This is a genomic window from Janthinobacterium sp. AD80, from assembly GCF_002878455.1.
Classification (GTDB): Bacteria; Pseudomonadota; Gammaproteobacteria; order Burkholderiales; family Burkholderiaceae_D; genus Janthinobacterium.
Genome location: NZ_NRDQ01000182.1, coordinates 1 through 8,067, shown reverse-complemented (window position 1 = coordinate 8,067; position 8,067 = coordinate 1). Strand labels below are relative to the sequence as shown.

Annotated in this window: 9 protein-coding genes; 2 read left to right on the top strand and 7 right to left on the bottom strand. The window is 66.9% G+C overall.

Annotated features, from left to right (window positions below; all coding sequences use genetic code 11):
• Together JaAD80_RS25560 and JaAD80_RS25555 are read left to right on the top strand one after the other, a co-directional pair.
• The coding region (locus JaAD80_RS25560) for an SLC13 family permease (RefSeq protein WP_219726884.1) at positions 1-1,335 on the top strand (1,335 nt) is incomplete at its 5' end.
• Positions 1,336-1,577: 242 nt separating this feature from the next.
• Positions 1,578-2,465: a LysR family transcriptional regulator gene (locus tag JaAD80_RS25555; protein ID WP_102298750.1), complete on the top strand. Its 888-nt coding sequence runs from the start codon at positions 1,578-1,580 to the stop codon at positions 2,463-2,465.
• A gap of 43 nt (positions 2,466-2,508) precedes the next feature.
• Here JaAD80_RS25555 and JaAD80_RS25550 read toward each other — a convergent pair whose 3' ends face one another.
• The 7 genes from JaAD80_RS25550 to JaAD80_RS30930 form a co-directional block, all read right to left on the bottom strand.
• On the bottom strand, positions 2,509-3,633 hold the full coding sequence (locus tag JaAD80_RS25550) for an acyl-CoA dehydrogenase family protein (protein WP_219726883.1): 1,125 nt from the start codon (positions 3,631-3,633) through the stop codon (positions 2,509-2,511).
• Between the two features lie 65 nt (positions 3,634-3,698).
• Positions 3,699-4,391, bottom strand: a complete 693-nt coding sequence (locus JaAD80_RS25545; RefSeq protein ID WP_102298746.1) for a glutathione S-transferase family protein — start codon at positions 4,389-4,391, stop codon at positions 3,699-3,701.
• A gap of 30 nt (positions 4,392-4,421) precedes the next feature.
• Positions 4,422-5,030, bottom strand: a complete 609-nt coding sequence (locus JaAD80_RS25540; protein WP_102298744.1) for a flavoprotein — start codon at positions 5,028-5,030, stop codon at positions 4,422-4,424.
• Positions 5,031-5,066: 36 nt separating this feature from the next.
• Entirely contained in the window at positions 5,067-6,287 is a 1,221-nt protein-coding gene (locus JaAD80_RS25535) for a MalY/PatB family protein (RefSeq protein ID WP_258003176.1), read from the bottom strand.
• The gene (locus JaAD80_RS25530) at positions 6,284-7,006 is read right to left on the bottom strand and encodes a glutamine amidotransferase (RefSeq protein ID WP_102298742.1); all 723 of its coding nucleotides are present in this window, start codon (positions 7,004-7,006) and stop codon (positions 6,284-6,286) included. Before JaAD80_RS25530 ends, JaAD80_RS25535 begins: the two co-directional genes overlap by 4 nt.
• Positions 6,999-7,706 carry a peptidoglycan DD-metalloendopeptidase family protein gene (locus JaAD80_RS25525; protein WP_102298740.1) on the bottom strand — a complete coding sequence of 236 codons (708 nt, stop codon included), beginning with the start codon at positions 7,704-7,706 and terminating at the stop codon, positions 6,999-7,001. The genes JaAD80_RS25530 and JaAD80_RS25525 overlap by 8 nt, the downstream gene beginning before the upstream one ends.
• A partial coding sequence (locus JaAD80_RS30930; protein WP_219726882.1) for a hypothetical protein occupies positions 7,703-8,067 on the bottom strand: 365 nt, incomplete at its 5' end. The genes JaAD80_RS30930 and JaAD80_RS25525, both read right to left, overlap by 4 nt.

The following is an 8,067-nucleotide window of genomic DNA, read 5'->3' as shown; positions in this document are numbered from 1 at the left end:
CTGACCGTCGCCAGCGGCCTGGCCGCTTCGCTCTACCTGCCGGCCCCGATGGCCGGCGTGGTGGCGTTGCTGGTTTTTTGCATCAGCATGTGGGCCACGGCCCTGGTGCCCGAATACTGGCCGGCGCTGGCCTTCTTCCTGGTGGCCATGCTGTGCAAGATGGCGCCCGCGCAAAGCGTGTTCTCCGGCCTGCAGTCGACCACCTTCTGGCTGCTGTTCAGCGGCGCCGTGATGGGCGCGGCCATCGGCCATACGGGCCTGGGCAAGCGCGCGGCGGCCATCCTGTCGCGCATGCTGGGACGGCGCTACGCCGGCGTCATCGCCGGCATCGTGCTGTTCAGCGTGGCGCTGGCCTTCGTCATGCCGTCGGGCATGGGCCGCGTGGTGCTGCTCATTCCCATCACCATGGCCGTGGCCGAGCATATCGGCTATGGCGCGGGCCACAACGGCCGCACGGGCATGCTGATGGCGGCCAGCTTTTCCAGTTTCCTGCCGACCTTCGCCATCCTGCCGTCGAACGCGCCGAACATGATCCTCTCCGGCATGGCGGACAATCTGTATGGCGTGCAGATTTCGTATGTCAATTACCTGCTGCTGCATTTCCCCGTGCTGGGCATCCTCAAGTCCGTGCTGCTGGTGCTGCTGATCCTGTGGATGTTTCCCGCCGCCGACCCCGTGCGCGCGGCCGCGCCGACGCAGCGGCAAGGCCCCATGTCGGCGCAGGAGACGGGCTTGGCCGTGGTGCTGGGCATCTGCCTGGCCCTGTGGATGACGGATGGCCTGCACCATGTGTCGCCGGCCTGGGTCGGCCTGGCCGCCGCCCTCGTCTGCCTGTGGCCGGCCGCCGACCTGACGTCGAAAAAATGCCTGAACCAGGAAATCAACTATGGCTCGCTGCTGTTCGTGGCCGGCGTGATGGGCCTGGGCGCGGTGATTTCGGAAAGCGGCCTGGGCGAAGCCGTGGTGCATGGCCTGAGCCGGCATGCGCGCTTCGCCGCCGACACGCCGCTGTGGAACGCCGCCGTGCTGACGCTGATCTCGACCGTGGTATCGCTGGTGACCAACCTGGCCGGCGTGCCGGCGACGATGACGCCGCTGGCGCAGGACCTGGCGGCCGTCACGGGCCTGCCGCTGATGACGGTGCTGATGACGCAGGTGCTGGCCTTTTCGAATGTCTGCCTGCCCTACCAGGCGCCGCCGCTGATTTTCGCCATGCAGGCGGCCAGCCTGCCGCTGGCCGCCGTCACCCGGCTATGCCTGAGCCTGTTCGTGCTCAGCCTGCTGATCCTCACGCCGCTGGACTTCCTGTGGTGGCACGTGCTGGGCCTGCTGTAGCGCCGTGGCGCGGCGGTTGGCGCGCCGGCACTTTCTCACGAAAAGTAACAATTTACGCTATTTCAAGGGCAGCCGCGCACCACTATGGTGAAAAGGAGAAGGAAAAAGTCACAAATTATTACCCATTTCGCAGGCATTGTTAATGCGGTATTCTTATTAAAATCACATATAATACATAGTTGAAAAACAAATAAGAATATCCGGAATTTCATTCATCTTTTAACTTAGTGGACCCGCCCCTCATGGAAATCCATCACCTGAAAACCTTCGCCACGGTGGCGCGCGAGGGCAGCATTACGCGCGCATCCGAACGGCTGTTCCTCAGCCAGCCCGCAGTCAGTGCCCATGTCAAGGCGATGGAGGATTATCTCGGCCTCACCTTGTTTGAACGCACGGCGCGCGGCATGAGCCTGACCAGCAGCGGCCAGCGCATCCTGGCCAAGGCCGAACGCACCCTCAACATCCACCGCGAACTGCTGGACGAGGCCAACCACATCAAGGGCCGCCTGGCCGGCAAGCTGCGCATCGGCGTCGGCGGCCAGTCCAACAACGAAGCCATCGGCCGGCTGGTGCGGCGCTTTTCCGAGCACCATCCGGAAGTCGAAGTCTCGCTGGAACACGGCAGCTCCACCGGCACCCTGAACGGCATCCGCAGCGGCACGCTGGACGCCGGCTTCTACAACGAGGCGCGCTCGCCCGACGACGACCTGATGACGATCGAAGTGGCGTGTTTCCCTGTGTATGTGGCGGCGCCCGCCGGCATGCTCGATACCACCCAGCCGCTGGACTGGAATGCGCTGGCCGAGCTGCCGTGGATTTTCGCGCCATCGAGCCTGTGCTGCGGCGGCGCCGCCGAACACCTGTTCAAGACGCGCAATTTCCGTCCGCGCCGCATCATCAGCATCGACCGCGAAAGCGTCACGCGCTCGATGCTGGCCGAGCGCCTCGGCGTCGGCCTGCTGCATGGCGACACGGCGATGGAAGCGCAGCGCCTCGGCGAGATCGACATCCTGTGCGTGGCCCAGTCTTCCGTGCGCAATCTGTTTGCGCACCTGGCTTCGCGCGCCAGCGAGCCGATGTTCGAGGCGATCAATGATGCGTTGAGCGAATCGGGCATATTGGCCGCCTGAACCGCCAATATGCCACGCCAGTGCCACAGCCAGCAGGGGAAACCTAGCCAGCCAGGCGCTGCATCTGGTTGAAGATGTTTTTGCGGTGCATTTCTTCCGTGCCGCCCACGCTGGCGAAAGCCAGGGCATTTTTCATCAGCTCGGCCACCCTGCCATTGTGGTAGCCCAGGCTGCCGTACAGCTTGACCAGGCTGGTGGCGCTGTTGATCAAGTCTTCGGACCCCACCAGCTTGGCGATGGAGCAGCTCATCAAGCCTTCGCGCTGGCCAGCCAGCAATTGCGACAGCGCGCCAAACGCCAGCCAGCGCGAACGTTCCATGCCGATGCGGATATCGACCAGGCGCCGCTGCACATACTGGTGGTTGTCAATGCTGCTATTGAAGCTGCTGCGGCTGGCCGCGTAGCGCATCGCCTCGTCCAGGTAGGGTGCGATCAGGTTGGCCGCCGCCAGGCCGTAGTACAGGCGTCCCAGCGAAATGGTGTCGATCAGGGTGGCCAGGCCGCGCCCGGGCGCGCCCAGCAGCTGCGACGGGCGCACCGCGACATCCTCGAAATGCAGGGCGCCGGTGGGCAGGTTGCGGTTGCCCAGCTTGTCGTCCACCTGGCCGGCGCGCAGACCAGGCGTGCCGCGGTCGAGCAGCGCCAGCGCGATGTTGTGCTCTTCCTTGTCCGCCAGGTGGCAGACGATCAGGGCGAAATCCATGATCGGTGCGTGCGCGATATTGTATTTGCCGCCATTGAGCACATAGCCGTCGGCCGTAGCGCGCAGGGTGCTCTGGATGCTGCGCACGTCCGTGCCCGTGCCCGGCTCGGCAATGCCGGTGGCGCTGACCTCGCCGCGCAGGATGGCGCCGAAATAGCGGTCGCGCTGCGCTTCCGTGCCGTGCCGCGCCAGGCCCCGCACCATGCCGGCCTGGGCGATGACCGACAGCAGCAGTTCCGGCGCGCCGATGGTCGACGACAGGCCGTCGAGGGCGGCGGTAAAACTCCACCAGTCGCCCGTCGCGTGGTCGCTGCCGGGCACGATCATGCGCCACAGGCCGGCGTCGCGCAGGCGCAGCCAGCCGTCAAAATCAAAACCTTCTGCGCGCGCGGCGGCGCCGGCGGCAATCTCGCTGCCGATGCCGGCATAGCGCTGGCGTATCTCGCCCTGTTGCGGTGTAAACATCATGGTTAGCCTTGTCATTCAGTGAGGGGAACAGGGCCGCGCGGGCGGCCCTGGCAAGCAAGCCGTCAGTCCGACAGGACGACGGAGCGGCCGATGGCGCCGTGCAGGTCGAGGCAGCGCTCGAACCAGGTGCTGACGGGATCGTCGGCCGGCAGCAAGGGCGCCGGCACGGTGATGCGCGCCCACTGCAGCACGCCGAACAGGATGTAGTCGGCAAACAGGGGCTGCGCACCGCCCAGCCAGCGCTGTTTTGCCAGCACGCTGCGCAGCGGCGCGAATTTTTCCGGCAGCGCCGCCAGTTCGATGTGGCGCGTGGCCGCAGCCTCTTCCAGGGTCTTGCCGAAGCGCTTCTCGCGCGCCGCACGGAAGTACGCCTGGTCCGCCGGCGACATCAGCGCATGCATGTCCATGGCGGCGATGGCCGAGACGGGCGGATGGATGACGGTCTGGCTGAAGCTTTCGACAAAGCGGGCCATGGCCTGGCCGCCGGGGCCGCCGAACAGGCTTGGCCTGTCCGGATAGGCGCGCTCCAGGTGCACGGCGATTTCAAAGCTGTCGCCCTCGATGTGGCCATTGTCGTTCAGCACCGGCACGCTCTTGTAGCTGCCGTCCTCGATGCCGGCGATTTCGGCGAAGGACACGGGCCGCACCTCGGCCTGCAGTTCCTTGTGCTTGAGTGCCATGATGATCTTCCACACATGGGGCGAATAATGCCGGCGCCGGTCGGCGGCGCACAGGCTGTACAGGATGATGGACATGATGCGGTTCTCTCAGGTTGGCGTGGAAGGTCAGGCCGCGGCGCCGGTCAGCGCCAGGCGCTGTATGCCGCTGGCGGGGAAGCGTTCGCGCAGCAGCGCCAGCACCTGCTCGGGGCTGGGCAGCGAATGGTGGCCATGCATGCGCTCGAGCAGCGGATCGAAATGGTCGCGCCACACGGGGTCGATGATGATGTAGCCGTCCTCGCGCAGCTGCGCCAGGTTGCGCTGCACGGCCGGCTTGGCCAGCATCGGCCCGCCCATCACGGGAAACAGCAGCACGGGGAAGGTGGCGGCCAGGATCACGGTGGTCAGGCGGTTGCCGGAAAAGCCGTTCGCCACGGCCGCCAGGGTATTCGCGGTGGCGGGCAGCACCAGCAGCAGGTCATGCTCGGCGGCCAGGCGGCCCGGCTTGTCGGTCGGCCAATCCTGCGGCCGTTCGCCGCTGATGACGCGGTCGACATACAGCGCGATCGATTCCGGCTTGAGGAAGTTGGTGGCGTTGGGCGTCATCAGCACGCTCAGTTCGCAATCGAGATGGTCCTTGATGATGCGCAGGTAGTTCGGCAGCAGGGTCGAATCGAGCGAGCCCGTGACGCCGATGAGGATGCGCGGCTTGTGTTTTTTGACTGGCGTTTCCATGGTGTGAGGTCCAGGTGATGGCAAGGGTGTGCCGGGTTAAGTGTGTACAGGCTGGCGGCGGCGCTGGTGCGCGCGCACCGCCATGACCATGCGGTCGAGGATCTCGGCCAGCAGCGGCTGCGAGGTGGCGAAATTGAGGCGCGCGCAGTGCGGCGCGCGCGCGTCGAAGACTTCACCCGGGCTGAGCGCCACCTTCGCATGCTGCAGGAAGAATGCCGCCGCCGGCTGGTCCAGTTCCAGCGCCGCGCAATCGAGCCACAGCAGATACGTGCCCTGCGGCGGGTGGAAGCCGATGGCCGGCAGCTCGCGGCGCAGGATCTGCACCGCGTAGTCGCGCATGGCCAGCAGGTGCGCGCGCACGGCGTCGAGCCAGGATTCGCCCTCATTCCAGGCCGCCACGGTGGCGTCGATGCCCAGGTTGTTGACGGCGCCCGTCAGGCGCGCGGGCACACGCGCGTGGAAGCGCTGCTGCAGCTGCGGCGTGCCGAAATGCGCGACGGCGCAGCGCAGGCCGGCGATATTGAAGCTCTTGGTGGCCGAGTTCAGGGTCACGGTGCGCCCGGCCGCCGCGTCGGACAGCGCGGCGAACGGCAGGTGCTGCGCGCCGGGGTAGACCAGGTCGGCATGGATTTCGTCGGACACCACAATCAAGGCGTGGCGCTCGGCGAAGGCCAGCACGCCGTCGAGTTCCGCGCGGCTCATCACGCGCCCCGTCGGATTGTGCGGATTGCACAGGATCAGCACGCGCGTGCGGGCGTCGACGGCCTGCGCCAGACCTTCCAGGTCGAGCTGGTAGCCGTCAGGACCGGCGTGCATTTGCAGCGGCACCAGGCGCCGGCCCGTGCCCTCGACCGCTTCGCGGAACGGCGCGTAGTGCGGCACTTGCACGATCACGCCGTCGCCCGGGTCGGAAAACGCCATCACGGCGGCAAACGTCGCCTGCACCAGGTCGGGCAGCACCAGCACCTGGTCGGCCTCGGCCTGCCAGCCGTACAGGCGGCGCATGCGCGCGGCGAACGCATGGGCCACGGCGCGGTCGGCCTTGCGCCCGTCGCGCAGCGGATACGTAAAGTCGACGCGGCGCAGCACCTGCGCCAGCGCCGCCTGCACGGCGGGCGCCGTGCCCAGGTCCATGTCGGCCACGCAGGCGGCCAGCACGCCGGGCTGGTACTGGCGCCACTTGAAACTCTGGCGCGCCAGCAGCTGATCCAGGCTCAGCGCCAGGCCCTCTTGCAGGGTAGCGAGCTGGCGGCTCATGCTTCGGTAAACACGCGGTTCAGGAAGCCGTTGAACCAGGCCCGCAGCGCCTTGTCGTGCAGCACCCGTCCCTGCAGATGCTGTTCGCCCTGCTGCGCGTTCGGCAGGTGGAAGCGGTGCGCGCCCTTCACGGCCCAGCGACGCTGCATGGCCAGGGTCAGCTCGGGGTGGTACTGGATGCCCCAGGCCTTTTCGCCATAGCGGAAAGCCTGGTTGCGGTAGGCGTCGCCCTCGGCCAGCAGGATGGCGCCCTTGGGCAGCTCGAAGCCCTCCATGTGGAAGTGGTACACCATCTCCGGCCACTTGGGCATGATGCGCTCGCCCTCGGCCGTCGGCTTGAGCGGATACCAGCCGATTTCCGTGACGTCGCCCTCGGCCGCCGTCACCTTGCAGCCGAGGTTCTTGGCCAGCATCTGCGCGCCCAGGCAGATGCCCAGGTACGGCCGGTTTTCCGCCAGCGGCACGGACAGCCACTCGATCTCGCGGCGGATGTGCGCGTCGCCGTCGTTGGCACTCATCGGCCCGCCGAACGAGATCACGCCCGCGTGGCCGTCGAGCGTGTCGGGCAGCGGATCGCCGCACACGGGGCGGCGGATATCGAGCTCGAAGCCCTTGTCGCGCAGCAGCTTGCCGGCGCGGCCAGGGGTCGACGCCTCCTGCCGCAAGATCGCCAGGATCGGCCGCTTGCTGCCGCGCCGGCCCTGCATCGTTTCACTCATGTTGCTCTCCTTGTAGCTTGTTGCGCTGGATGTAGGACTCGACCAGGCTGGCATACGGCGGCACGAAGGTCACCAGGGTCTGCTGGCCCACCTTGATGGTGTCCTTGACGTCGAAATGCAGGTGGATCGGCAGCTTGTCGATCCAGTTGTTGGAGATCCTGCCGATGCGCGCGCCGCGCGCCACCGGCTGCAGTTCGCGCACGGCCAGGTCGCTGGTATTGAGGTGCACATAGCGGTACAGGGTGCCGGCGGCCGTCTGCAGGGTCACGCTGAAGCGCGCGATCTGCACGATGACGCCATCGTCGGCCGCTACCGCCCAGTGATAGTTGGCGCGGCAGGTGGCCGGGCGCAGGTCCTGGCCCTGGTGCCCGCCGGACAGGCAGAACGGCAGGTTGTCCTTGCGCAGCTCGCAAAAATTGTCGCGCCACGGATAGGCATAATTGCTGTCGTCGCAGGAATCGCCTGCCTTGCCGCGCTGGCCGCCGACGCCATAGAAATGCGAGCTGGCGTAGGCCGCGCCCTTCTCGATGGGAAAGCGCATGTCCGGATACAGCACGGCGGTGCTGGCCACGCCGCTGCCGCTGCCGGGCAGCAGCGCGCCGGGCGGCAGGAAACGGTCATCGTTGCCGGCCAGCGCCGGCAGCGCCATGGCGCCCAGCGCAGCGGCCAGCACGCCATTTAATACAGTCATTTTCATCATGGTTTTTCTCCCGCCACCAGCAGCAGCGCGCGCGCCGTGTCGGCCAGATATTGCGGATCGGTGCAGCGCTTGTCCTTCAGCGGTTCGTCGCAGCTCATGCGCAAGGTGTAGGCGGCGCCAAAGCGCGTGAAGCTGTAGTCGGCGCCGTCGCCTATCGATTCGAAGGCGCCGCCCGCATGTTCAAGTTTCAGGTCACTTGGCGCGACAAGGTGCGTGGCGCTGCCGAACAGCCCCAGCTTCGCACCGGCCGGCGCATACAGGGCCGCATAGGCCGTGCCCTGCCCATGGAAACGCGGCGCGCCCCAGTCGCCTTCGGCCGGCAGCAGCAGTACCGGTATCCTGACCTGCGCCAGGCCGGCCG

Excerpts from the sequence above, each read along its gene's own strand:
- JaAD80_RS25540 (WP_102298744.1), bottom strand. The coding sequence starts at position 5,030 with ATGGAAACGCCAGTCAAAAAACACAAGCCGCGCATCCTCATCGGCGTC.
- JaAD80_RS25550 (WP_219726883.1), bottom strand. The coding sequence starts at position 3,633 with ATGTTTACACCGCAACAGGGCGAGATACGCCAGCGCTATGCCGGCATC.
- JaAD80_RS25555 (WP_102298750.1), top strand. The coding sequence starts at position 1,578 with ATGGAAATCCATCACCTGAAAACCTTCGCCACGGTGGCGCGCGAGGGC.
- JaAD80_RS25535 (WP_258003176.1), bottom strand. The coding sequence starts at position 6,287 with ATGAGCCGCCAGCTCGCTACCCTGCAAGAGGGCCTGGCGCTGAGCCTG.
- JaAD80_RS25525 (WP_102298740.1), bottom strand. The coding sequence starts at position 7,706 with ATGATGAAAATGACTGTATTAAATGGCGTGCTGGCCGCTGCGCTGGGC.
- JaAD80_RS25545 (WP_102298746.1), bottom strand. The coding sequence starts at position 4,391 with ATGTCCATCATCCTGTACAGCCTGTGCGCCGCCGACCGGCGCCGGCAT.
- JaAD80_RS25530 (WP_102298742.1), bottom strand. The coding sequence starts at position 7,006 with ATGAGTGAAACGATGCAGGGCCGGCGCGGCAGCAAGCGGCCGATCCTG.